The sequence below is a fragment of the Streptomyces bicolor genome (genome assembly GCF_000719285.1).
Classification (GTDB): Bacteria; Actinomycetota; Actinomycetes; order Streptomycetales; family Streptomycetaceae; genus Streptomyces; species Streptomyces bicolor.
In genome coordinates, this window is sequence record NZ_JOFS01000009.1 from 245029 (window position 1) to 268828 (window position 23800).

General features: G+C 72.4%; 21 protein-coding genes. 16 read left to right on the forward strand and 5 right to left on the reverse strand.

Translation table 11 applies throughout. From position 1 onward, the window contains the following. Positions 1-53: 53 nt before the first annotated feature. The 3 genes from IF78_RS0114190 to IF78_RS0114200 all read left to right on the forward strand — a co-directional run bounded on the left by IF78_RS0114190 (position 54) and on the right by IF78_RS0114200 (position 4157). On the forward strand, positions 54-2204 hold the full coding sequence (locus IF78_RS0114190; protein ID WP_031476907.1) for a SpoIIE family protein phosphatase: 2151 nt from the start codon (positions 54-56) through the stop codon (positions 2202-2204). Between the two features lie 44 nt (positions 2205-2248). Continuing rightward, complete coding sequence (gene hemW / locus IF78_RS0114195) at positions 2249-3481, forward strand: radical SAM family heme chaperone HemW (protein ID WP_031476908.1); 1233 nt, start codon at positions 2249-2251, stop codon at positions 3479-3481. A gap of 67 nt (positions 3482-3548) precedes the next feature. Continuing rightward, on the forward strand, positions 3549-4157 hold the full coding sequence (locus IF78_RS0114200) for a Uma2 family endonuclease (protein ID WP_078662436.1): 609 nt from the start codon (positions 3549-3551) through the stop codon (positions 4155-4157). On the opposite strand, the gene IF78_RS0114205 is transcribed toward IF78_RS0114200, so the two are convergent. Further along, entirely contained in the window at positions 4085-4894 is an 810-nt protein-coding gene (locus IF78_RS0114205; RefSeq protein ID WP_031476910.1) for a DUF3097 domain-containing protein, read from the reverse strand. The genes IF78_RS0114200 and IF78_RS0114205 overlap by 73 nt on opposite strands. A gap of 42 nt (positions 4895-4936) precedes the next feature. Next, positions 4937-5680: an MBL fold metallo-hydrolase gene (locus IF78_RS0114210; RefSeq protein ID WP_031476911.1), complete on the reverse strand. Its 744-nt coding sequence runs from the start codon at positions 5678-5680 to the stop codon at positions 4937-4939. A gap of 166 nt (positions 5681-5846) precedes the next feature. Between IF78_RS0114210 and hrcA the strand changes: the two genes are divergently transcribed. The 10 genes from hrcA to IF78_RS0114260 all read left to right on the forward strand — a co-directional run bounded on the left by hrcA (position 5847) and on the right by IF78_RS0114260 (position 16941). Continuing rightward, positions 5847-6863 (forward strand): heat-inducible transcriptional repressor HrcA, encoded by a 1017-nt coding sequence (gene hrcA / locus IF78_RS0114215; protein ID WP_031476912.1) that lies wholly within the window; start codon positions 5847-5849, stop codon positions 6861-6863. Continuing rightward, positions 6864-8000 (forward strand): molecular chaperone DnaJ, encoded by a 1137-nt coding sequence (gene dnaJ, locus IF78_RS0114220; protein WP_031476913.1) that lies wholly within the window; start codon positions 6864-6866, stop codon positions 7998-8000. A gap of 166 nt (positions 8001-8166) precedes the next feature. Next, positions 8167-9243: a nitronate monooxygenase gene (locus tag IF78_RS0114225; RefSeq protein WP_031476914.1), complete on the forward strand. Its 1077-nt coding sequence runs from the start codon at positions 8167-8169 to the stop codon at positions 9241-9243. Beyond that, entirely contained in the window at positions 9240-9989 is a 750-nt protein-coding gene (locus IF78_RS0114230; protein WP_031476915.1) for a 16S rRNA (uracil(1498)-N(3))-methyltransferase, read from the forward strand. The genes IF78_RS0114225 and IF78_RS0114230 overlap by 4 nt, the downstream gene beginning before the upstream one ends. 17 nt (positions 9990-10006) lie before the next feature. Continuing rightward, positions 10007-10399, forward strand: coding sequence for a VOC family protein (locus IF78_RS0114235; RefSeq protein WP_031476916.1), 393 nt, complete (start codon positions 10007-10009; stop codon positions 10397-10399). A 264-nt stretch (positions 10400-10663) separates the two neighbouring features. Beyond that, entirely contained in the window at positions 10664-11161 is a 498-nt protein-coding gene (locus IF78_RS0114240; RefSeq protein WP_031476917.1) for a hypothetical protein, read from the forward strand. 84 nt (positions 11162-11245) lie between these two features. Then, complete coding sequence (locus IF78_RS0114245) at positions 11246-14512, forward strand: S41 family peptidase (protein WP_031476918.1); 3267 nt, start codon at positions 11246-11248, stop codon at positions 14510-14512. Positions 14513-14637: 125 nt separating this feature from the next. Then, entirely contained in the window at positions 14638-14991 is a 354-nt protein-coding gene (locus IF78_RS0114250; protein WP_031476919.1) for a histidine triad nucleotide-binding protein, read from the forward strand. Positions 14992-15022: 31 nt separating this feature from the next. Next, on the forward strand, positions 15023-15928 hold the full coding sequence (locus IF78_RS0114255; protein ID WP_031476920.1) for a ribonuclease Z: 906 nt from the start codon (positions 15023-15025) through the stop codon (positions 15926-15928). Between the two features lie 20 nt (positions 15929-15948). Next, positions 15949-16941: an adenosine deaminase gene (locus IF78_RS0114260; RefSeq protein ID WP_031476921.1), complete on the forward strand. Its 993-nt coding sequence runs from the start codon at positions 15949-15951 to the stop codon at positions 16939-16941. On the opposite strand, the gene IF78_RS0114265 is transcribed toward IF78_RS0114260, so the two are convergent. Together IF78_RS0114265 and IF78_RS0114270 are read right to left on the reverse strand one after the other, a co-directional pair. Continuing rightward, complete coding sequence (locus tag IF78_RS0114265; protein WP_031476922.1) at positions 16934-18172, reverse strand: MFS transporter; 1239 nt, start codon at positions 18170-18172, stop codon at positions 16934-16936. The two genes, IF78_RS0114260 and IF78_RS0114265, sit on opposite strands and share 8 nt — an antisense overlap. A gap of 241 nt (positions 18173-18413) precedes the next feature. Beyond that, entirely contained in the window at positions 18414-19199 is a 786-nt protein-coding gene (locus IF78_RS0114270) for an IclR family transcriptional regulator (RefSeq protein WP_031476923.1), read from the reverse strand. Positions 19200-19337: 138 nt separating this feature from the next. Here IF78_RS0114270 and IF78_RS0114275 point away from each other — a divergent pair, with 138 nt between their 5' ends. The 3 genes from IF78_RS0114275 to IF78_RS0114285 all read left to right on the forward strand — a co-directional run bounded on the left by IF78_RS0114275 (position 19338) and on the right by IF78_RS0114285 (position 22871). After that, positions 19338-20276 (forward strand): 5-dehydro-4-deoxyglucarate dehydratase, encoded by a 939-nt coding sequence (locus IF78_RS0114275; protein ID WP_031476924.1) that lies wholly within the window; start codon positions 19338-19340, stop codon positions 20274-20276. Further along, positions 20273-21568: a glucarate dehydratase family protein gene (locus IF78_RS0114280; protein ID WP_031476925.1), complete on the forward strand. Its 1296-nt coding sequence runs from the start codon at positions 20273-20275 to the stop codon at positions 21566-21568. Before IF78_RS0114275 ends, IF78_RS0114280 begins: the two co-directional genes overlap by 4 nt. A gap of 178 nt (positions 21569-21746) precedes the next feature. Beyond that, complete coding sequence (locus tag IF78_RS0114285) at positions 21747-22871, forward strand: carbohydrate kinase family protein (protein WP_037640427.1); 1125 nt, start codon at positions 21747-21749, stop codon at positions 22869-22871. A 21-nt stretch (positions 22872-22892) separates the two neighbouring features. On the opposite strand, the gene IF78_RS0114290 is transcribed toward IF78_RS0114285, so the two are convergent. Beyond that, positions 22893-23693 (reverse strand): VOC family protein, encoded by an 801-nt coding sequence (locus tag IF78_RS0114290; protein WP_031476927.1) that lies wholly within the window; start codon positions 23691-23693, stop codon positions 22893-22895. Positions 23694-23800: the final 107 nt, after the last annotated feature.

Sequence of the window (23800 nt, forward strand, 5' to 3'; positions counted from 1 at the left end):
CTCTGTCGGCGTCGACTGAGGCGTATTCGTCCGAACCGTTCGGGGAGCTGTCCATGGGGGCCATTCCGGTGCAACGGGAAACCGTTACCCGTGCCTCTGATGCGCCTGCGCACGAGGGCGCGCGCCCGCGCACGGATCGCGAATCCCACCCGCGTGTGGGGGAAGTCATGCGCCCGGAAACCCGCACCACCCTCCCCGGCACCCCGCTCTCCCCGGGCTCCGCCCGCTCCCTCGTGCGGGCCACCCTCACCGAGTGGGCGACTTCCGGGCTCCCCGGCACCGAGCTCCTCAGCGACCGACTCGTCGACGACGCCGTCGTGGCCGTCAGCGAGCTGGTCACCAACGCCGTCGTGCACGCCGGCACCGACGTCGAGCTCACCTGCCGGCTGGAGGAGGACACCGGCGCCCTCCTCGTCGAGGTACTGGACCACCACCCCTCGCGCGCCCCGCGCGACGGTGAGGTCGACGCGCCGTACGAGACTCCCGAGTACGGCCGCGGCCTGCGGCTGGTGGCCCGGCTCGCCGAGTCCTGGGGCGTCACCTACCGCACCGGCGCCAAGACCGTGTGGGCGCGGCTGCCCGCGGAGGATCCCGTGGCGGTCAGGGACGACATCGAGGCGTACGCGCAGGAGCGTGCGCTGGAGCGCGGGTTGCGTGTGGCGGAGATCCTCGCGCCGGAGCCGCCGCAGGGTCCGGACCGGCCCGCGTTCCCGGCCTCGGGCGAGCAGGGGGATCCGGCGGCTTCCCTCGCCCAGGGAGATCTTCAGGGTTCCCTCGCCCAGGGACACCCACCGGCCTCGCTCGAGCACGGAGACCTGGGCTACTCGGACCACTCGCCGTACCCCCATCGCCCCGAACGCGAACGGGACTGGCTCAACCGGGGCGCCCTGTCCTTCCTCGCCGAGGCCTCCGACCTGCTCGCCGGTCAGCTCGACGAGAACCTGGTCGCGGCGCTGGCCGGCCAGCTGATCGTGCCGCGGCTGGCGGACTGGTGCGCGGTGTGGCTGGAGGACGAGGTCGCCGGGCGCTGGGGGTACTCCCGGTCCGGCGACCCCGGCGGCTGGGGAGACCGGCCGGTGGACGGCGCCGCGGGGGCCGGGCCCCGGCTCGCGCGGGTCTGGCACGGCTCCGAGAACCTCATCGAGGAACTCCGCCGCGCCCTGGAGAAGGAGCCGCCGGAGCCGTCCGACCACCATCGCACCGGCCCCGTCCCCTATCCCTGGCCCGGTGCGGCGCTCGGCGAGCGCGGGATCCGCGGCACGGCGCTCGCGTACCGCCTGATCGCGGGCGGCCGCCCGCTGGGCACGCTGGTCATCGGCCGGGCCGGCCTCGCGCGCTTTCCCGACGAGGTCACCGGGCTCGTGGAGGACCTCAGCCGCCGGGTGGCCCTCGCCATCGGCGCCGCCCGCCAGTACGCCCGGCAGGAGACCATCAGCCGGGTCCTGCAGCGCGGACTGCTGCCCGGCGCGGTCGCGGAGATCCCCGGGGTGGCCAGCGCCCTGGTGTACGAGCCGTGCGACAAGGGCGGCCCGAGCGGTGACTTCTACGACCTGTTCCCGGCCGGCGACGGCCGCTGGTGCTTCGCCATCGGCGACGTCCAGGGCAAGGGGCCCGAGGCGGCCGTGGTGATCGGCATCGCGCGCCCCTGGCTGCGGCTGCTCGCCCGCGAGGGCTACCGGGTCGCCGACGTCCTCGACCGCCTCAACCAGCTCCTCCTGGACGACGCCACGGAGGCCGCCGACGCCGCCGCCCGCGCCCTGGTGGGTCCGGTCGCACCCGGCGACGGCCCGCAGACCCGCTTCCTGTCCCTGCTCTACGGCGAACTGACCCCCTTCGACGGCGGCATCCGCTGCACCCTCGCCTCCGCCGGACACCCCCTGCCCCTACTGCTGGGCGCGGGTGGCGAGGTCCACACGGCAGCGGAGCCCCAGACCATCCTCGGGGTCGTCGAGGACGCCACGTACACGAGCGAGACCTTCGAGCTGCGCTCCGGCGACACCCTCCTGTGCGTGACCGACGGCGTGACCGAGCGGCGCAGCGGCTCCCGCCAGTTCGACGACGGCGACGGCCTCGCGACCGCGCTCGCCGGATGCGCGGGCCTGAACGCCCAGCTGATCGCGGAACGCATCCGGAGGCTGGTGCACGAGTTCAGCGGCCGTCCGCCGGAGGACGACCTGGCGCTGCTGGTGCTGCAGGCCGAGTGACCGACGGGCACGGGACACCGGCGAGGTACGGGACAATAGAACCCATGCCTTCCGCACTCCCCGACGGCGAGCCCGTCCCCGCCGACGGCGCGCTGCCGCTGCACGCGCTCGCCGACGCGGCCGACCGCCCCCTCGGCTTCTACCTGCACGTCCCGTACTGCGCGACCCGCTGCGGCTACTGCGACTTCAACACGTACACGGCGACCGAGCTGCGCGGCACGGGCGGAGTGCTGGCGTCCCGTGACAACTACGCCGACACCCTCATCGACGAGATCCGCCTGGCCCGCAAGGTCCTCGGCGACGACCCGCGCGAGGTCCGCACGGTCTTCGTGGGCGGCGGTACGCCGACCCTGCTGGCCGCCGACGATCTCGTACGGATGCTGGGGGCGATCCGCGACGAGTTCGGCCTGGCACCGGACGCGGAGATCACGACGGAGGCGAACCCGGAGTCGGTGGACCCGGCGTATCTGGCCACGCTCCGCGAGGGCGGCTTCAACCGGATCTCCTTCGGTATGCAGAGCGCGAAGCAGCATGTGCTGCGCGTGCTGGACCGGACGCATACGCCGGGGCGCCCGGAGGCGTGCGTGGCGGAGGCTCGTGCGGCGGGCTTCGAGCACGTGAATCTCGACCTGATCTACGGCACGCCGGGGGAGACGGACGACGACTGGCGGGCGTCGCTGGAGGCGGCACTCGGCGCCGGGCCGGATCACGTCAGCGCCTACGCCCTGATCGTGGAGGAGGGTACGCAGCTGGCCCGCCGTATCCGCCGGGGCGAGGTCCCGATGACGGACGACGACGTGCACGCGGACCGGTACCTGATCGCGGAGTCGGTGCTGTCGGAGGCCGGTTTCGACTGGTACGAGGTGTCGAACTGGGCGACCTCGGAGGCCGCCCGGTGCCTGCACAACGAGCTGTACTGGCGGGGCGCGGACTGGTGGGGGGCGGGTCCGGGGGCGCACTCGCACGTGGGCGGGGTGCGCTGGTGGAACGTGAAGCATCCGGGCGCGTATGCGGCGGCGCTGGCGGAGGGGCGGTCGCCGGGGGCGGGGCGGGAGCTGCTGTCGGAGGAGGACCGGAGGGTCGAGCGGATTCTGCTGGAGCTGCGGTTGCGGGAGGGGGCGCCGCTGGGTTTGCTGCGGGAGGAGGGGCTGGCGGCTTCTCGGCGGGCGTTGGGGGAGGGGCTGCTGGAGGCTGGGCCGTACGACGAGGGGCGCGCTGTGCTGACGATGCGGGGGCGGTTGCTTGCGGATGCGGTGGTGCGGGACCTGGTGGACTGATCACCTGTCCGGGTGGAGGTTCCCCACGCCGCCCTCAACGTGCGTGTCCTGTTCCTAGGGTTCCGCCATGAATGATCGCCAGGTGATCGACTTCTTCGGCACGCTCGACGTCCCCGAGGGTCTCAGGGCCGAGTTGCTGCGAGGCGACATCGTGATGACGAGGTCCCCGGACATCGTGCACAACCGCACGGTTGCGGAAATCGCGGACGGTGTTCCACAGCCTCGTTGGCAGCGGTTGCAGTGCCAGTACGTCGAGATCCACCAAGAGACGAGCGAGCCCGTCCCGGACCTGGTGGTGCTCGAACGGGGTGCCGGACCGGAGTCCGGTCGGCTTCTGCCGGTCGAAGCGGTCACGATGCTGGTCGAGGTCGTGTCCAGTTCCAGTACACACCGTGATTACGTGGCCAAGCGGTCGATCTACGCGGCCGCAGGGGTACCGGTGTATCTCATCGTTGATCCGATCAGGGCGGAGTGCCTCGTGCTCACCGAGCCGAACGGCAGCGGCGAGCGTGCCGACTACCGGAGTCGGCGCATGTGGAAGTACGGGGAGACACTGCTTCTGTCCGTGCTGGACATCGGCATTCCCACCAGCGCCTTTCCCGCCTATTCCGGCGCCGTGACGAAGTCGATCAGCTCCTCCACCCTCCCCAACAACTCCGGCTCAAGGTCCCGGTAAGACCCCACCCGCTTAAGAATCGCCTGCCACACCGCCCCGGTGTTCTCCGACGGCCACCCCAGCGCCCGGCACACCCCCGCCTTCCAGTCCTGCCCGTGCGGCACCCGCGGCCACGCCTCGATCCCCAGCGACGACGGCTTCACCGCCTCCCAGATGTCGATGTACGGGTGGCCCACCACCAGGGCGTGCTCGCTCGTCACCGACTCGGCGATCCGCCACTCCTTCGAGCCCGGCACCAAGTGGTCCACCAGGACCCCCAGCCGTGCGTCCGGACCCGGCGCGAAGCCGGCCACGATCGACGGGAGGTCGTCGACGCCCTCCAGGTACTCCACGACCACGCCCTCGATGCGCAGGTCGTCGCCCCACACCTTCTCGACCAGCTCGGCGTCGTGGCGGCCCTCCACGTAGATACGGCCGGCGCGGGCCACGCGCGCGCGTGCGCCGGGGACGGCGACCGAACCGGACGCCGTACGGGTGGGACGTACCGGAGCCGCGCCCGACGGCCGTACGAGGGTCACGACCTTGCCCTCCAGCAGGAACCCCCGCGGCTCCAGCGGAAACACCCGGTGCTTGCCGAAGCGGTCCTCCAGGGTCACCGTGCCCGCCTCACAGCGGATCACCGCGCCGCAGAAACCCGTGCCCGGCTCCTCCACCACCAGACCCGGGTCGGCCGGGACCTCGGGTACCGGCTTGGGCTTCTTCCAGGGCGGGGTCAGGTCCGGTGAGTACTGGCGCATTCGAGTGACGATAGGAGAAGCCCGGGCCGCGCGTCCCGCGGATCACCGCGACACGCCGAAGCGGGCCGCGAGGGCGTCTCGCTGACGCCGTACGAACTCCGCGTCCACCACCGCTCCGTGACCGGGCACGTACAGCGCGTCCTCGCCGCCCAGCTCCAGAAGGCGGTCCAGGGCCGCCGGCCAGTGGGACGGTACGGCGTCGGGGCCGGCCTGGGGTTCGCCGGACTCCTCCACCAGGTCGCCGCAGAAGACCACCTCCCGATCACCGGGAAGCTCGCCCGGTACGAGCACCACCAGGTCGTGGGCCGTGTGGGCGGGGCCCACGTTCGCCAGCAGGACCTGGCGGCCGCCGGCCAGGTCGAGGGTCCACTCGCCGCTCACCTGGTGGTGGGGGCGGACCAGCGCGTCCACGGCCTCCTCCGCCGCGGCGGCGTCCAGCCCGTGGCGGATCGCGTCCCCGCGCAGCTCCTCGCGCGCGTGCCGTCCGCCGAGGACCGTGTCCACGCCGACCGCGCCGTACACCTCCGTGCCCGCGAACGCCGCCGCCCCGAAGACATGGTCGAAGTGGGGATGGGTCAGCGCGAGATGAGTCACACGATGCCCGGCGAGCCACTGCGCCTGGGTACGCAATCGCGTGCCCTCCCCGAGGCTCGACCCGGCGTCGACGATCAGCGCCGCCCCGTCCCCGACGACCAGCCCCACCGTGCAGTCCCACACCGGAAGCCGGCACCGGCCCACCCCGGCCGCCAGCCGCTCCCACCCCAGCTCTTCCCAAGTCACCGTCATACGGCGACGCTAACCAAGACAGCACGTCCGGGCACGGCATCACATGACCGGCCTTGCCCGGGGCGTACCCCACGGCCGTACACTGGGCCGGGGACGGCTGGCACTCGGACGGACAGAGTGCCAGGAAAGACGCCAAGGTGAACGAGTTCTGGAGGTGTGCGCCGAGATGCTGAGTGAACGCAGGCTTCAGGTTCTGCGCGCCATCGTCCAGGACTATGTCGGGACCGAGGAGCCGGTGGGCTCGAAGGCCCTGACCGAGCGGCACAACCTCGGTGTCTCCCCGGCGACCGTCCGCAACGACATGGCGGCCCTGGAGGACGAGGGGTACATCGCCCAGCCGCACACCAGCGCCGGGCGCATCCCCACCGACAAGGGCTACCGGCTGTTCGTCGACAAGCTCGCCGGCGTCAAGCCGATGAGCCCGCCGGAGCGGCGCGCCATCCAGAACTTCCTCGACGGCGCCGTCGATCTCGACGACGTCGTGGCGCGCACCGTGCGGCTGCTCGCGCAGCTCACCCGGCAGGTCGCCGTCGTGCAGTACCCCTCGCTGACCCGGTCCACCGTCCGGCACGTCGAGCTGCTGTCCCTCGCGCCCGCGCGCGTGATGCTCGTACTGATCACGGACACCGGTCGGGTCGAGCAGCGGATGGTCGACTGCCCGGCGCCCTTCGGTGAGGCCTCGCTCGCGGATCTGCGCGCGCGGCTGAACAGCCGGGTCGCGGGGCGGCGCTTCACCGATGTGCCGCGGCTCGTCGAGGACCTCCCCGAGGCCTTCGACATGGAGGACCGCGGCACCGTCTCGACCGTGCTCTCCACCCTCCTGGAGACGCTCGTCGAGGAGAACGAGGAGCGGCTGATGATCGGCGGCACCGCCAATCTCACCCGCTTCGGACATGACTTCCCCCTCACCATCCGGCCCGTCCTGGAGGCGCTGGAGGAGCAGGTCGTGCTCCTCAAGTTGCTCGGCGAGGCCGGGGATTCGGGCATGACCGTACGCATCGGTCATGAGAACGCCTATGAGGGGCTCAACTCCACTTCCGTGGTGTCGGTCGGCTACGGTTCGGGCGGCGAGGCAGTCGCCAAGCTCGGCGTGGTCGGACCGACCCGCATGGATTACCCGGGAACGATGGGAGCGGTACGCGCAGTGGCACGTTACGTCGGACAGATCCTGGCGGAGTCGTAAGTGGCCACGGACTACTACGCCGTGCTCGGCGTGCGCCGCGACGCGTCGCAGGAAGAGATCAAGAAGGCCTTCCGGCGGCTCGCCCGCGAGCTGCACCCGGACGTCAACCCGGATCCGAAGACCCAGGAGCGGTTCAAGGAGATCAACGCCGCTTACGAGGTGCTGTCGGACCCGCAGAAGAAGCAGGTCTACGACCTCGGCGGCGACCCGCTGTCACAGGCGGGCGGCGCGGGCGCGGGCGGCTTCGGCGCCGGTGGCTTCGGGAACTTCTCGGACATCATGGACGCGTTCTTCGGTACGGCGTCCCAGCGCGGTCCGCGCTCGCGCACCCGGCGCGGCCAGGACGCGATGATCCGGCTGGAGATCGAGCTCGACGAGGCGGCCTTCGGCACGACGAAGGACATCCAGGTCGACACGGCCGTCGTCTGCAACACCTGCAACGGTGAGGGCGCGGCGCCGGGGACCTCCGCGCAGACGTGTGACATGTGCCGCGGTCGCGGTGAGGTGTCCCAGGTGACGCGGTCCTTCCTGGGCCAGGTCATGACCTCGCGGCCGTGTCCGCAGTGCCAGGGGTTCGGCACGGTGGTGCCGACGCCGTGTCCCGAGTGCGCGGGCGACGGCCGCGTGCGCTCGCGTCGGACCCTGACGGTCAAGATCCCGGCCGGTGTCGACAACGGCACGCGGATCCAGCTCGCCGGTGAGGGCGAGGTCGGGCCGGGTGGTGGTCCCGCCGGTGACCTGTACGTCGAGATCCATGAGCTTCCGCACCCGACCTTCCAGCGGCGCGGCGACGATCTGCACTGCACGGTGACGATCCCGATGACCGCGGCGGCTCTCGGTACGAAGGTGCCGCTGGAGACGCTGGACGGGCTGGAGGAGGTCGACATCCGGCCCGGCACCCAGTCCGGGCAGTCGATTCCACTGCACGGGCGGGGCGTGACGCATCTGCGCGGCGGCGGGCGGGGAGACCTGATCGTCCATGTCGAGGTGACCACGCCCACCAAGCTGGATCCGGAGCAGGAGCGGTTGCTGCGGGAGCTGGCCAAGCTGCGGGGCGAGGAGCGGCCGCAGGGGCAGTTCCAGCCGGGGCAGCAAGGGTTGTTCTCGCGGCTGAAGGACGCGTTCAACGGGCGCTGACCGTAGGTGGGGGTTGCTCGCCGTAGCTGAGGGCTGCCGCCCCCAGACCCCCGCTTCGGCCCCGAAAGGGCCTCGTCCTCAAACGCCGGACGGGCTGATTCCGCTGGCGTATGCCAAGGGGCACACCCGATTCGGACTTGTTCGGGGGACGTGACAACATGCCGTCATGTCCTCCGCACTGACCGATCTCTTTCCCCACCCGATCGTGCAGGCCCCCATGGCAGGCGGCGTCTCCGTGCCGCAGCTCGCCGCTGCCGTGGCCGAGGCCGGGGGGCTGGGGTTCCTCGCCGCCGGGTACAAGACCGCCGACGGGATGTACCAGGAGATCAAACAGCTGCGGAGCCTGACCGCGCGGCCCTTCGGGGTCAACCTCTTCATGCCGCAGCCCGACCATGCCGACGCCGCGGCCGTGGAGGTCTACGCGCACCAGCTGGCCGGCGAGGCCGCCTGGTACGACACCGAGCTCGGGGACCCGGACAGCGGGCGGGACGACGGGTACGAGGCCAAGCTGGCCGTGCTGCTCGACAATCCGGTGCCGGTCGTCTCGTTCCACTTCGGCGTGCCCAGCAGCGACGTGCTCGAGTCCCTGCGGCGTGCCGGAACCTTCACCCTCGTCACCGCCACCACCCCCGACGAGGCGCTCGCCGTGGAGCGGGCCGGTGCCGACGCCGTGATCGCGCAGGGTGTCGAGGCGGGTGGTCATCAGGGCACTCACCGCGACAACCCCGAGACCGACGGCACCGGCATCGGGCTGCTCTCGCTGATCGCCCAGGTCCGCGAGACCGTGAGCCTGCCCATCGTCGCCGCCGGCGGCATCATGCGCGGCAGCCAGATCGCCGCCGCGCTCGCCGCCGGCGCCATAGCCGCCCAGCTGGGCACCGCCTTCCTCGCCACCCCGGAGTCCGGCGCCACCACCCTGCACAAGCAGGCGCTGACCAACCCCCTGTTCGCCCGCACCGAGCTGACGCGCGCGTTCTCCGGGCGGCCGGCCCGCGGCCTCGTCAACCGCTTCCTGCGCGAACACGGGCCCTACGCCCCCGCCGCCTACCCCGAGATCCACCACCTCACCTCCCCGTTGCGCAAGAAGGCCGCCGCGTCCGGCGACCCGCAGGGCATGGCGCTGTGGGCGGGGCAGGGCCACCGGATGGCGCGTGAACTGCCCGCCGGGCAGCTGGTGGAGGTGCTGGCCGCAGAACTGGACGCCGCGGCGACAGCGTTGTCGGGCAACGGGGGGCGGCGATGACCGCGCCGGTGTTCGTGGTCGAGCACTTCGACGCGGCCGGGGGAGGCCGGTATGTGCTCGACGGGCCCGAGGGCCGCCACGCCGTCTCCGTGAAGCGGCTCCAGCCCGGCGAGGAGGTCGTTCTCACCGACGGCTCCGGGCGCTACGCGGTGTGCGACGTGGTCGGCACCGAGGGCAAGGACCGGCTGATCGTCCACATGTCCTCGGTCTCCGAGGAGCCGTCGCCGCAGCCCCGTATCACCGTCGTCCAGGCCCTCCCCAAGGGCGACCGGGGCGAGTTGGCCGTGGAGACCATGACCGAGGTCGGCGTGGACGCCATCGTGCCCTGGCAGGCGGCCCGCTGCATCACGCAGTGGAAGGGCGACCGGGGCCTGAAGGCGCTCGGCAAGTGGCGGGCCACCGCCCGCGAGGCCGGCAAGCAGTCCCGCCGGGTGCGCTTCCCGGCGGTCGCGGACGCGGCGACGACCAAGCAGGTTGCCGCACTTCTCGCCAAGGCCGACTTCGCCGCCGTACTCCACTCCGACTTCGAGCACGACAGCGAACCCCTCGCCACCGCCGAACTCCCCTCGCAGGGCGAGATCGTGCTGGTCGTCGGCCCCGAAGGGGGCGTGTCCAAGGACGAGTTGGCGCTCTTCGAGGAGGCCGGCGCGAGGACCTGTGTGCTGGGGCCCACCGTGTTGCGTACATCGACCGCCGGCACCGCGGCGGCGGCCCTGCTCCTCGGCCGCACCGGCCGCTGGTCCTGACCCGACGGGGGAACGTCGTGGAACTCGCCCAAGTCCGGCTCCTCGTCACCGACTTCGCCGCCTGCTACCGCTTCTACGCCGACGTCCTCGGCCTCAAGCCGCAGTCGGGCGCGGTGAACGGGCCCTACGAGAAGTTCAGCCCCACCGCCGGCTCGGCCGGCATCGCGCTGCAGGACCGCGCCATGATGGCCGAGGTCCTCGGCGAACTCGGCGACGCCCCCGACGGTCACCGCTCCCTGGTGGTCCTGCGCGTGGACGACCTGGACGCCTACTGCACGCAGATCACCTCCCGCGGCGCGACCCTCCTGCACGGCCCCGCCCCCATGACCGACCGCATGCGGGTCGCCCACCTCAAGGACCCGGAGGGCAACCTGGTGGAACTGCAGGAGTGGCTGCTGCTGCGTGGCTGAGGACGGTGTTCGAACAGCCGCGGACCTGCTGGGCGAGCCGTTCCACCTCCACCGTCAACGCTCCTCGGGGCTGGGCCGGTTGGGCGGTCGGCGCGGCGACGCTCGATTGTGACGTGCGCGAGCAAGGAGTGGCCGTATGCGCCCTACCGCGTCGGCCGGGACAGTGGCAGGCTGCCGTCCATGGGGGCATTCAGGAGGGTTTGGGGCCGCACGGGTCACACGGGGCGCAGCCGTCCCGCCGGTCGTCGCGCGTACGGGGTGCGGGTGGCGGGTGTGGCTGGGCTCGCCGTGGTCGCCGTCGGCGGGGCCGTGGCCTGTGATCCGGGCGGGCTGAGCAGCGCGACCGTGGCGTTCACGACCGACCAGACGGTGACCGAGGAGCTAGAGCGGCAGAAGGCCGACGTGCAGTGGCTCAACTGCACGGGCTCCTACGAGGACGCCAAGGGCGGCTCCGCCGCGCCGACGGCGAGCGAGAACACCGTGGTCAAGGTCGACTGCGAGGGCGAGACCAAGGACGGCAAGGACATCGTCGTCACCGGCCGGATCACCCGGGCCGTCAGCGGATCCTGTGTGCGCGGGCACCTCGTCGCCAAGATCGACGGCAAGGAATGGTTCAACGTGAACGGGCTGGGCAACTGCGACGCCACGCCCTCGCCCGTCAATCCGGGAGGCGGACAGCAGCCCGGGCCCACCGTCACGGTGACCGTCACCAAGACCGTCTACTGCAAGCAGCACCCGAACTGCTGGCCGGAGGGCAAGTGACCGCACGCCCGGGGGAGTTCGGGCAGACGATCCAAGTGATCCAAAGTCCTGTCCCCGGCCGCCGCCCTTGCTTAGGGTGATCGGGTGACACAGACCGCGACGTCCGTCTCGCCCTCGGCCGCGCACCCCGCGCCCGCCTACCTCCGTTATCCGCATCTGCACGGCGACCTGGTCGCCTTCACCGCGGAGGACGACGTCTGGCTCGCCCCGCTCGACGGCGGCCGGGCCTGGCGGGTCAGCGCCGACAACGTGCCGGTGACCCTGCCGCGCATCTCGCCCGACGGCACGACCGTCGCCTGGACCTCCACCCGCGACGGCACGCCCGAGGTGCACATCGCGCCGGTCGACGGCGGCCCGTCGAGGCGGCTCACCCACTGGGGCAGCCGGCAGACCCGGGTGCGCGGCTGGACCCCCGACGGCCAGGTCCTCGCGATCAGCAGCCACGGCCAGGCGGGCAGCCGCCGCACCTGGGCCCACACGGTCCCGCTCGACGGCGGACCGGCCACGCCGCTGCCGTACGGCCCCGTCGCCGATGTCGTGTACGGGCCGAAGCTGGTGCTCGCCTCCGCGCCCATGGGGCTGGAGGCCGCATGGTGGAAGCGCTACCGGGGCGGTACGGCGGGCAAGTTGTGGATCGACCCGGAGGGCACCGGGGACTTCGTACGGCTGCACGAGGAGCTGGACGGCAACATCGAGTACCCCGTGTGGGCGGGCGAGCGCATCGCCTTCCTCTCCGATCACGAGGGTGTCGGGGCGGTGTACTCCTCCCTCGCGGACGGCTCCGACCTACGCCGGCACACCCCCCATGGGGGCACCTCCCGCTCGAGCGGATTCGAGAGTGGGGGAGGCTTCTACGCCCGGCACGCCGCGAGCGACGGCACCCGCGTCGTGTACGCCAGCGCCGGTGAGCTGTGGCTCCTCGACGACCTCGACGGGGCCGAGCCGCGCAGGCTCGACATCCGGCTCGGCGGGCAGCGCACCGACCGGCAGCCGTTCCCGGTGAACGCCGCCCGCTGGTTCGGGTCGGCGGCCCCGGACCACACCGCGCGCGGCAGCGCCGTCGCCGTCCGGGGCGCCGTGCACTGGGTAACCCACCGGTCCGGGCCCGCCCGTACGCTCGCCGCCGAGCCGGGCGTACGGGCCCGGCGGCCCCGCACCTTCCGGGCGGAGGGCGAGGAGTGGGTCGTCTGGGTGACGGACGCCGAGGGCGACGACGCGCTGGAGTTCGCACCGGCGACCGGCCTCGCACCGGGGGCGACGCCGCGCAGGCTCGCCGCCGGGCAGCTCGGGCGGGTGCTGGGGCTCGCCATGGCGCCCGACGGCAGCCGGGCCGCGGTCGCCGCGCACGACGGCCGGGTGCTGCTCGTCGAACGGGAGACCGGCGAGGTGCGCGAGGTCGACCGCAGCGCGGACGGCGACGTTTCCGGGCTGGTCTTCTCGCCCGACTCGGCCTGGCTCGCCTGGTCCCACCCCGGCCCGCGCCCGCTGTGCCAGCTGAAGCTCGCCAACACCACCGATCTGTCGGTCTCCGAGGCGACCCCACTCCGTTTCCAGGACTACGCGCCCGCGTTCACCCAGGACGGCAAGCACCTGGTGTTCCTGTCGACGCGGGCCTTCGACCCGGTCTACGACGAGCACGTCTTCGACCTCGCCTTCGTGGTCGGCTCCCGCCCCCACCTGATCACCCTGGCGGCGACCACCCCGTCCCCCTTCGGCCCGCAACGGCACGGCCGCCCCTTCGACGCGCCCGACAAGGACGAGACGCCCGACAGCGAGGGCGCCCCCACCACCCGCATCGACCTCGAAGGGCTCGCCGACCGGATCGTGCCGTTCCCGGTCGAGGCCGCCCGCTACACCAATCTGCGGGCCGCGAAGGACGGCGTGCTGTGGCTGCGGCACCCCGTGCGCGGCGCCCTCGGCGCCGCCCGGGCCACGCCCGACGGCCCCGAACCCAAGACCGAGCTGGAGCGCTACGACCTCGTCCAGCGGCGCGTCGAGCATCTCGCCGACGACGCCGACCACTTCGAGGTCAGCGGCGACGGCAAGCGGGTGCTCCTGTGGACCGACGGCAGGCTCAAGGTCGTCCCCAGCGACCGGCGTGCCTCCGGCGACGAGGACAGCGACTCGAACATCACCGTGGACCTGTCACGCGTACGGCAGACGGTCGACCCGTCGGCCGAGTGGCGGCAGATGTTCGAGGAGACCGGCCGCATCATGCGGGACCACTTCTGGCGGCCGGACATGAGCGGGGTGGACTGGACGGGCGTCCTGGACCGCTACCGCCCGCTGGTGGACCGGGTGGCCACCCACGACGACCTGATGGACCTGCTGTGGGAGGTGCAGGGCGAGCTGGGCACCTCGCACGCCTACGTCTCGCCGCGCGGCGGATACGGCGGCGGAGCCCGGCAGGGCCTCCTCGGCGCCGACATCTCCCGCCACCCGGACGGGAGTTGGCGCATCGACCGGATCCTGCCGTCGGAGACCTCCGACCCCGAGGCCCGGGCACCGCTGGCCGCGCCCGGTGTCGCGGTGCGGGCCGGGGACGCGATCGTGGCCGTCGCCGGTGTCCCGGTGGACCCGCTGACCGGGCCCGGCCCGCTGCTCGTCGGCACGGCGGGCAAGGCGGTGGAGCTGACGATCTCGCCGGCGGGCGGCGGAGAAGTACGGCATGCGGTCGTGATCCCGATCGCGGACGAACAGCCGCTCAGGTACCACGCGTGGGTGGCCGACCGCCGCGCGTACGTCCACGAGAAGTCCGGCGGACGGCTCGGCTATCTCCACGTCCCCGACATGCAGGCGCCCGGCTGGGCCCAGATCCATCGCGACCTGCGCGTCGAGGTGGCCCGGGAAGGCCTCGTCGTGGACGTCCGCGAGAACGGCGGCGGCCACACCTCGCAGCTCGTCGTGGAAAAGCTGGCCCGGCGGATCGTCGGCTGGGAACTGCCGCGCGGGATGCGCCCGTACAGCTACCCGGAGGACGCCCCACGGGGACCCGTGGTGGCGGTGGCGAACGAGTTCTCCGGTTCCGACGGCGACATCGTCAACGCGGCGATCAAGGCCCTGGGGCTCGGCCCGGTGGTCGGCACGCGCACCTGGGGTGGCGTGATCGGCATCGACAGCCGCTACCGCCTGGTCGACGGCACCCTGATCACCCAGCCGAAGTACGCCATCTGGCTGGAGGGCTACGGCTGGGACGTGGAGAACCACGGCGTGGACCCGGACGTGGAGGTGGTGCAACGCCCACAGGACTACGCGGCGGGCCGCGACACCCAACTGGACGAGGCGATCCGCATCGCGCTGGAGAAGCTGGAGACCAGTCCCGCGAAGACACCGCCAGCTTTGCCAACCTAAAAGGGGCGCGGGGCTGTGTCGATATGCGGCTCCGCCGCGTGGGCGCGACCAGCCACCGATCACCCGCACCCGACGACGATACGATGCCCCCCGTGAACCAAACCGGCCCAACCCCCGGAGGGACCATGGCAGGGGAGCCGCAGGACGACTGTCTGTTCTGCAAGATCGTCGAAGGGCACGTCCCGGCGACGATCGTGCGCGAGACGGAGACGACCGTCGCCTTCCGGGACATCAACCCCCAGGCGCCCACCCACGTCCTGGTCATTCCCAAGGCGCACTACCCGGACGCCGCCTCCCTTGCCACCGGCGCCCCGACCCTCGCCGCGGACGTCCTGCGGGAGGCCAAGGCCGTCGCCGACGAGGACAAGCTGGAGAGCTACCGCATCGTCTTCAACACCGGCGCCGGCGCCGGGCAGACCGTCTGGCACGCCCACGCGCACGTCCTCGGCGGCCGTGGCATGCAGTGGCCCCCCGGATAACCCGCCAAACCGGAAGCAAGCCGAAGTCACCGTGTCCGTACGCGAATTGGTCGTCCTCGGGACCGCGAGCCAGGTCCCGACCCGGCACCGGAACCACAACGGGTATCTCCTGCGCTGGGACGGCGAGGGCATACTCTTCGATCCCGGCGAGGGCACCCAGCGGCAGATGCTGCGCGCCGGGGTCGCCGCCCACGACCTGAACCGGATCTGCGTCACCCACTTCCATGGTGACCACTCCCTGGGGCTCGCCGGCGTCATCCAGCGGATCAACCTCGACAAGGTCCCGCATCCCGTCACCGCCCACTACCCGCGCTCCGGGCAGCGCTTCTTCGACCGGCTGCGCTACGCCACCGCCTACCGCGAGACCGTCGACATCACGCAGGTCCCGGTCAGCGCCGACGGCGTCATCGCCGACACCGGTGGATACGCGCTGCACACCGCTCGCCTCTCGCACCCCGTCGAGTCGTACGGCTATCGCCTCGTCGAACCCGACGGCCGCCGCATGCTGCCCGAGCGCCTCGCCGCGCATGGCATCAAGGGGCCGGACGTCGGGCGGCTCCAGCGCGAAGGGGCGCTCGGCGGAGTCTCGCTCCAGGACGTCAGCGAGGTCCGGCGCGGGCAGCGGTTCGCCTTCGTCATGGACACCCGGTTGTGCGACGGGGTGTACGCCCTCGCCGAGGGCTGCGACATGCTCGTCATCGAGTCCACCTTCCTGGATGATGACATCGAACTGGCCGCAGAGCACGGTCACCTGACCGCCGGTCAGGCCGCCCGTGTCGCACTCGAATGCGGCGTACGGCATCTCGTGCTCACCCACTTCAGCCAGCGCTACACCGAGCCCGACGAGTTCGAGCGGCAGGCGCGGGACGCCGGGTTCGACGGGGAGCTGACGGTCGCGCACGACCTGCTGCGGGTGCCCTTGCCGAAGCGGCGCTGACCCCGCCGTACGATGCTTCGATGCCCCTCCCGAAAGCTGAACTGCACCTCCACATCGAAGGCACCCTCGAACCCGAGCTCGCCTTCGAACTGGCCGACCGGAACGGCGTCGAGTTGCCGTACGGCGATACCGAAGAGCTCCGCAAGGCGTACCAGTTCGAGGACCTCCAGTCCTTTCTGAACCTGTACTACGAGCTCATGGCCGTCCTGCGCACCGAGCAGGACTTCGCGGACCTCGCGAACGCCTACCTCGCCCGCGCCGCCGCCCAGGGGGTGCGGCACGCGGAGATCTTCTTCGACCCGCAGGCGCACACCAAGCGGGGCGTCGAGCTGGGCACGGTCGTGGACGGGCTGTGGCGGGCGCTGGAGCGCAGCGAGGCCGACCACGGCGTCTCCACCCGGCTCATCATGTGCTTCCTGCGCGACGACTCCGCCGAGTCGGCCATGGAGACGCTGCGGGCCGCCGAGCCGTATCTCGACCGGATCGTCGGTGTCGGCCTGGACTCGGCCGAGGTCGGGCACCCGCCGGTGAAGTTCCGCGAGGTCTACGAGGCCGCCGCCGCGCTCGGGCTGCGGCGCGTCGCGCACGCGGGCGAGGAGGGGCCGCCCGCCTACATCACCGAGGCCCTCGACGTCCTCGGCGTCGAGCGCGTCGACCACGGGCTGCGGTGCATGGAGGACCCGGCGCTGGTCGAGCGGCTGGTGCGGGAGCGGGTGCCGTTGACGCTGTGTCCGCTGTCGAACGTGCGGCTGCGCACCGTCGACGTCCTCGCCGACCACCCCCTGCCCGCCATGCTGGACGCCGGGCTCCTGTGCACGGTCAACTCCGACGACCCGGCCTACTTCGGCGGGTACGCCGGCGACAACTTCGATGCCGTGCGCCAGACCCTCGGTCTGACCGAGGAGCGGCTCCGCGAGCTCGCCCGCAACTCGTTCCTCGCCTCCTTCCTGGAGGACGACGAGGAGTTGCGGGCGCGGTATCTGGCCGAGGTGGAGGCCTACGAGTTCAGGTAGCCGGGGCGAGGCGCTCGGGGACGGCCGGGGTGGCCTCGACGGAGTCCAGGGGGATCTCGACGATCGCCACGTGCTCGAAGACCTCGGCGGCCTCCACGGTCTTCCGTGTCCGCCTGCCCAGCGCCACCGCCGTCATCGGTACGGCGATCACCAGCAGCCCGGCCGCCAGCACCGCCCCCATGACCGGGAACCCGGCCTGCGCGGACAGCACGCTCCCGGTCAGCGGGCCCGCCGCCGTGCCCAGCGACGACGCCGAACCGACGAGCACCGCCCAGCGGCCGCGCCCGTCGAGGGAGGCGGCGAGGCCGATGACGTACGACAGGACGATCGGGTAGAGCGTGTTCCAGGCGATCTCGCCGGTCGCGAAGGTCGGCAGGTCGGTGGCGGACGCGCTGAGCGCGATGCAGGCCGCGATGAGGGCCGTACCGGCGCCGATGGGCAGCGCCCGGCCGAGGCGCGGGCCGAGCGCGCCCGCCCCGGTGACGCCGAGCAGCCCGGCGCCGAGCGCCACGGCGAAGACCGCGCCGACCGTGGCCTCGGTCAGGTGCGCCTGGCTCAGTCCGATCCGGCCGCTGACGCCCCAGAGGGAGTTCTGGGCGAGGGACCAGCAGAGCATGCAGGCGGCGAGGGTCAGGCCCTGACGGCGGTGGGGGAGGCGGGAGGAGGTGTCCCAACCGCCTTGCTGCGACCTGGCCGTGGCGGCCGGGAGCCGGCCCGTCAGCGGCCACACGGCCAACGCGGTGAGGGCGATCGCGGCGAGCGGGAGGCCATGGCCGGGGCCGAGGTGGGGGACCGTCAGATAGACGGCGCCCGCGAGGGCGGACACGCCCAGCAGGCCCATCGTGGTGGCCCGGTGCGGGTCCGGCTGGGCGGCGATGCGGGTGGCGGCGACCGCGGTGGCCGTACCGGATCCGAAGCCGCCGACGAGCACGCCGAGGACGACGGCCGGTACGGAGTGCGCGAGGGCCGCCCCGCCGTAGCCGAGGAGAGCGAGGGTGAGCCCGGCGCGGGCCGGCCCGCGTGCCCCGATCCGCTCCACCCGGGACGCCAACAGGAAGCCCGCCGACGCCGAGCTCAGCAGCAGCGCGCTGCCGACGGCGCCCGCCTGGGTGGGGGAGAGCGGAAGCCCGGAGTCGAGCCTGCCGACAACGGCCGGCAGCAGATACGGGGCGAGGTACCCGGCCGTGAAAAGGGCGACGAGGGGCCAGGGGGTGGTGCGGGGGGCGAACACGGGCGTTCCCAGGGCATGCGAAAGAAGCGGCTCAAGAGGGGGTGGGGCGCAGGCCGTCGACGGACAGGAACGCGCGCAGAATTTGTATCAAGGAGGGGGAGGAGGGAAGAAGCGCGGGGGGTGTGATGTGAGGCACGTTCTGTTTGGGGCGGGGAACGGCGGGTAAACGAGCGCCTTCAACCAGCCCTCAATCAGCCTCAACCAGCCCTGATCCGGCCCCGCCAGGGCCGTTGCCCGCCCCTCACCTGCGCCAGTGCACCGACCCGCCCCCACCGGGAACCGTCGCCTCGATCTTCGCCCGGATCTCCCGCATCACCGCGACGATCCGCTCCTCGTGCCCCGCCGACAGCCGCGCCACCGGTACCGAGCAACTGATCGCGTCCTGGGCCGGGATGTCGTAGCGCAGGGCGAAGCCGAAGCCGACGATGCCGAGGACGCCCTCCTCGCGGTCGACGGAGTAGCCGCGCGCCCGCACCTCGGCGAGGTCCGCCGCGAGGGAGTCGTGGGTGGTGTGCGTGTTGGGGGTGAGGGCCTCGTACGGTCCCTCGGCGAGCTCCGCCTCCGGGCGCTCCGCCAGCAGCGCCTTCCCCAGCGCGCCCGCGTGCGCCGGCAGCCGTCGCCCGACCCGGCTGATGGTCCGCAGGTATTCGTGCGACTCGCGCGTCGCCAGGTACGCCACGTCACGGCCGTCCAGCCGCCCCATGTGGATCGTCTCGCCCAGCGCGTCGGAGGCCTCGTCGAGATACGGGCGTACGACGCGGACGCGCGGGTCGGAGTCCAGGTAGGTCGTGCCCGTGAGCAGGGCGTGGATGCCGATGCCGTAGAGCGAACCGGTGACGTCGGTGCGGACCCAGCCGCGGGAGATCAGGGTCTGCAGCAGCGCGTACATGGAGCTGCGCGGCACGTCCAGCGCGTCCGCCAGTTCCTGGAGGCGTGCCGGACGGTCGCCGCGCGCGGCGAGGAGTTCCAGCAACTCGACCGTCCGCGCCGCGGACTTCACCTCGCGGACGCCGCCTGTCTCCGACATGGGCCGATCGTAATCGGACTCGTCATCGGACCGACCGCGTCCGGATCGTGGGCCGACCGTGCCATTGACGGTCGGCGTTCGCGTATCTAATCTCCATTTCCATACATAGATGGCATCTACATAGGGAGATGACCGAGGGTGAGTCTCGATACGGACACGGCCCGGCGTCTGCGGGACGGCATGGCACAGGGAGTGCTGTCGTTCCCGCTCACGAGCTTCCACGAGGACGGCTCGCTGGACCCGGACGGCTTCCGCGCCTACGTCGCCGGCCGGCTCGCCACCGCCCCCGGCGCCCTCTTCCCCGCCTGCGGCACCGGCGAGTTCTTCTCGCTGGACGAGGACGAGTACCGGCAGGTCGTCTCGATCGCCGTCGAGGAGTCGGGCGGGCGGATGCCCGTCGTCGCCGGGACCGGATACGGCTGGGCGCAGGCCGTCCGGTTGGCGCGCATCGCCGAGGAGGCCGGCGCCGACGCCCTCCTCGTCCTGCCGCACTATCTGATCGCCGCCCCGCAGGACGGCCTGGTCGCCCAGCTGGAGCACATCGCGGCCCGCACCCGCCTCCCGCTCATCGCCTACCAGCGCGGCCAGGTCGCCTTCACGGTCGAGTCGTTCCAGCGCGTCGCCGCCATCCCCGGCGTCATCGGCCTCAAGGACGGCCACAGCGACCTCGACGGCCTCCAGCGCCTCACCTTCGCCGCCCCCGAGGACTTCCTCTTCTTCAACGGCGCCCTCACTGCCGAGATCCAGGCCCGCGCCTACGCCACCGTCGGCATCCCCGCCTACTCCTCCGCCGTCCACGCCTTCGCCCCCGAGATCGCGAACGCCTTCTTCACCGCCTTCAAGAATGGTGACCGCGGCACGGTCGACAAGCTGCTGCGCGACTTCTACGTCCCGCTCGTCGAACTCCGCGACCGGGTACCCGGTTACGCCGTGTCCCTGGTGAAGGCGGCGGCCCGGCTGCGCGGCCACCGCGTCGGCCCCGTCCGCGCCCCGCTCACCGACCCGTCGGCCGGTGACCTGGCGGATCTCAGGGCCCTGCTCGCCTCCGGTCTCGACCTCGTAGGAGCCGCACTGTGACCCGCGACCTCACCATCACGGACATCCGCCTGACGCCGATCCTGGTCGCCGACCCGCCGCTGCTGAACACCCAGGGCGTCCACCAGCCGTACACGCCCCGCCTGATCGTGGAGGTCGAGACGGCGGGCGGGTTCGTCGGCGTCGGTGAGACGTACGGCGACAGCAAGTACCTGGAGCTCGCCCGGCCGTTCGCCGGCAAACTGATCGGTCGTCAAGTCAGCGACCTCAACGGGCTGTTCGTCTTCGCGGAGGACGTGGCCGTCGACCGGTCCCGGGTCTCCGGCCAGGTCGACGTCGGCGGGCTGCGCGGCGTCCAGACCGCCGACAAGCTGCGGCTGTCCGTCGTCTCCGGCTTCGAGGTGGCCTGCCTCGACGCCCTCGGCAAGGCGCTCGGGCTGCCCGTGCACGCGCTGCTCGGCGGCAAGGTGCGGGACGCGGTCGAGTACAGCGCCTACCTGTTCTACAAGTGGGCCGGCCACCCGGAGGGCGTGCGCGCCGAGAAGGACGACTGGGGTGCCGCCGTCGATCCGGCCGGGGTCGTCGAGCAGGCGCGGCGGTTCAAGGAGCGCTACGGGTTCACCTCCTTCAAGCTCAAGGGCGGCGTCTTCGCGCCGGAGGAGGAGATCGCCGCCGTACGGGCGCTCGCGGAGGCGTTTCCCGGGCACCCCCTGCGGCTCGACCCCAACGGGGCCTGGTCCGTGGAGACCTCGCTGAAGGTGGCACGGGAACTGGGGGACGTCCTGGAGTACCTGGAGGACCCGACGCTCGGTACGGCCGCCATGGCCGAGGTCGCCGCGCGGGCCGGGGTGCCGCTGGCGACCAACATGTGCGTGACGACGTTCGCGGAGATCAAGGAGGCGTTCACCAAGGACGCCGTGCAAGTCGTCCTCTCCGACCACCACTACTGGGGCGGGCTGCGCAACACCCAGCAGCTGGCGGCCGTCTGCCGCACCTTCGGCGTCGGCGTGTCCATGCACTCCAACACGCACCTCGGCATCTCCCTGGCCGCGATGACCCACGTGGCGTCGACCGTGCCGAACCTCCAGCACGCCTGCGACTCCCACTATCCGTGGCAGTCCGAGGACGTCCTCACCGAGCGCCTCACCTTCGACGACGGCAAGGTCGCGGTGCCGGACGCGCCCGGCCTCGGCGTCGAGCTGGACCGCGAACGGCTCGCCGAGCTGCACCGGCGGTGGCTGGATGACGACGGCTCGCTGCGGGACCGCGACGACGCGGCCGCGATGCGGGTCGCCGACCCGGGGTGGGTCACGCCCCCGGTGCCTCGCTGGTAGCAGCTCCCCGGCCCGGCACGGAAGGGGGGTTCGGGGAAGATCCCCGTGGCGTTGTCAGTGGGGTGGTGCACACTGGCCAGATCAGCACCACGTCAGGGAGCGCACCGTGACCACGCCCACCGCGCCCAACGGAAAGGGCCCCTCGCCGCAGGGGAAGGCGACCATGGGGAAGACGCCCATGGGCAGGACGGCCACGGCCGGAGGCCAGTACCGCCGTGGCCACAGCGCCCAGGTCGACCCCCTCTCCGGCCTGCGCACGCCCGCCGACCCGCCCTGGGACGTGTATCTCACGGGCACGGTCTTCCTCGACATCATCTTCACCGGCCTGGACTCGGCCCCCGTGCGCGGGACCGAGTCCTGGGCGCGCGGGATGGGGTCGAGCCCCGGCGGGGTGGCGAACATGGCGACGGCCCTGGCCCGCCTCGGCCTGCGGACATCGCTCGCGGCGGCCTTCGGCGACGACCACTACGGCGAGTACTGCTGGGACACGCTGGAGCACGGCGAGGGCATCGACCTCTCGCCGTCGCGCACGGTGCCCGGCTGGCACTCGCCGGTCACGGTCTCGATGGCGTACGAGGGGGAGCGCACGATGGTCTCCCACGGCCACGAGCCACCCCCGGAGGAGCCGGCTCCGGACTGCCCGCCCCGCGCGCGTGCCGCCGTGGCCTCCCTGGTGCCGGGACAGCGGGCCCCCTGGATCGCGCAGGCCGCGAGCAAGGGCGCCCGCATCTTCGCCGACGTCGGCTGGGACGACACGGGGGCGTGGGATCTGGCGGGCCTCGCCGACCTGGAGCACTGCGAGGCGTTCCTGCCCAACGCCCAGGAGGCCATGCGGTACACGGGCGCCGAGTGCCCCCGCGAGGCGGCCCACGCCCTCACGGCGTACGTCCCGGTGGCGGTGGTCACCCTCGGCGCGGAGGGCGCGTACGCGGTGGACGGCCGGACCGGGGAGACGGCCGTGGTCCCGGCCATCGCGGTGGAGGCGCTGGACCCGACGGGCGCCGGTGACGTCTTCGTGGCCGGGTTCGTCACCGGCACCCTGGCCGACTGGCCGCTCGCCGACCGGCTCGCCTTCGCCGGGCTGACGGCCGCCCTCTCGGTGCAGGAGTTCGGCGGCTCCCTCTCCGCCCCCGGCTGGGCCGAGATCGGCGCCTGGTGGCGCCAGGTGCAGTCCCTCGACCGGCAGGACCCCGAGGCCCTGCGCCGGTACGCGTTCCTGGCGGACGTGGTGCCGGAGGACGCGGCGAGACCCTGGCCGTTGCGGCGGGCGGTGCCGACGATCGGGTTTCGCCGGTCGGTGTGAGAGTGCGGTGGGCGGCAGGGCTCAACTCGGCGGCGCCGGCTTCAGCACCACGAAGTCCGCGTTGGCCGGGTCCAGGCACACCGCCAGCCGGCCCACGCCCTCCGCGTCCTCCGGCCCCATCTGCACGCTGCCGCCGTTCTCGGTGACCTTGGCGACCGCGGCGTCGCAGTCGTCGACGTTGAACACCGGGTGCCAGTACGGCTGTCCGCCCGCCAGCGCGAGGTTCTCCTTGGGCAGCTCCATCAGGCCGCCCTGCATACGCTCCTCGGGCAGCTCGGCAGGGGTGATGAGGGTGTAGGTGCCCCCGCCGCCCGGCAGCTCCATGTCGCTGTACTGCCAGCCGAAGACGGTGCCGTAGAACTCCCTCGCGGCCCCGGCGTCGCTCGTGTACAGCTCGGTCCACGACAGCGACCCCGTCTCGTCCGCCAGCTCGAAGCCCGCGTTCTTCCCCGGCTGCCAGACGGCGAACTGCCCGCCCAGCGGGTCGCTGTACTGCGCCATCCGGCCCCAGTCGCCGAGGTCCCGCGGCTCGACCCGCACGGTGCCGCCCGCACCGCGAACCGCCTCGGTCGTGGCGTCCGCGTCCCTGACGGTGAAGTAGATCATCCAGGCCGAGCGGGCCCCCTCCTCGGTGAGCTTGCCGAGCCCGGCGACGGTCTTGCCGTCCTTCTTGAACATCCCGCCTTCAAAGTCCTCCGCCTCACCCATGGACTCGAACTCCCAGCCGAGCACCGCGCCGTAGAAGGCCGCTGCGGCCCGGACGTCGGGAGAGCCGAGGTCGAGCCAACAGGGGGAGCCGGGGGAGAGGTCAGTGGTGATCATGACGATGCCCTTCCGCAGATCCGCTATGACTTCAGCGTGGCACCCGGCACTGACACTCGCCCGTCGGATCCGCTCCGGGCGCCCCGTCGGCCGGCTCCGGTTACCAT